This is a genomic window from Labrys miyagiensis (assembly GCF_030160835.1).
GTDB classification, from domain to species: Bacteria; Pseudomonadota; Alphaproteobacteria; order Rhizobiales; family Labraceae; genus Labrys; species Labrys miyagiensis.
The window spans coordinates 1-508 of the sequence record NZ_BSPC01000105.1; the positions used below are offsets into that span (position 1 = coordinate 1).

General features: G+C 49.8%; 1 protein-coding gene and 1 pseudogene. One reads left to right on the forward strand and one right to left on the reverse strand.

Features of this window, described 5'->3' with window-relative positions; genetic code table 11:
• Positions 1 to 269: hypothetical protein (locus QQL24_RS36320; protein ID WP_284317202.1), on the forward strand; the 269-nt coding region annotated here is incomplete at its 5' end.
• Between the two features lie 2 nt (positions 270 to 271).
• Here the strand turns inward: QQL24_RS36320 and QQL24_RS36325 are convergent.
• Positions 272 to 508: pseudogene (locus tag QQL24_RS36325) on the reverse strand (rhomboid family intramembrane serine protease); the annotation flags it as partial.

A 508-nucleotide genomic window follows, 5' to 3' on the forward strand; every position in this document is an offset into this window, starting at 1 on the left:
ACCTTCTCGGGAATTGCAACTTCGGCGGCATTCCACGGCTTGTCATCCGGGAGCGCTTCTCTCCAGAGAGCGTCGACCCCGGCAAAGTGTTCGCTTCCATAGGTCGAAATTACTTCCATCTGTGGCTCGCGGTGCTGGGGGTCTATAAACTGTCAGTAGAGTATGGCCCTGTTTTATCCAGGATGCGGATCATGAGGAGGAGTCAGATTGGAATTTCAGAATTGCTCATGCCAAACTTGAAAATAATAGCCAAGGCTTTGTTGCGTTAAGCCTATTGCAGGCGTTTCAGTTCCGCTACTGCTCCTTGAAATTCAATAAATGTCTTGGGGCATATCGAGAACGCTTTCTGCAACAGCGGCTTTGCTTCCTCGATATGTCCTCCGATCAAGTCTTCCTCAGCGCTATAAAAAACCGCCTCGCATAGTTGATCATTTCCGACGGCTCTTGCCTGCAAGGCGTCCGGGGTAAAATTCCCCATAAACAAATCGAAGACCGGATAGGGCCAAGT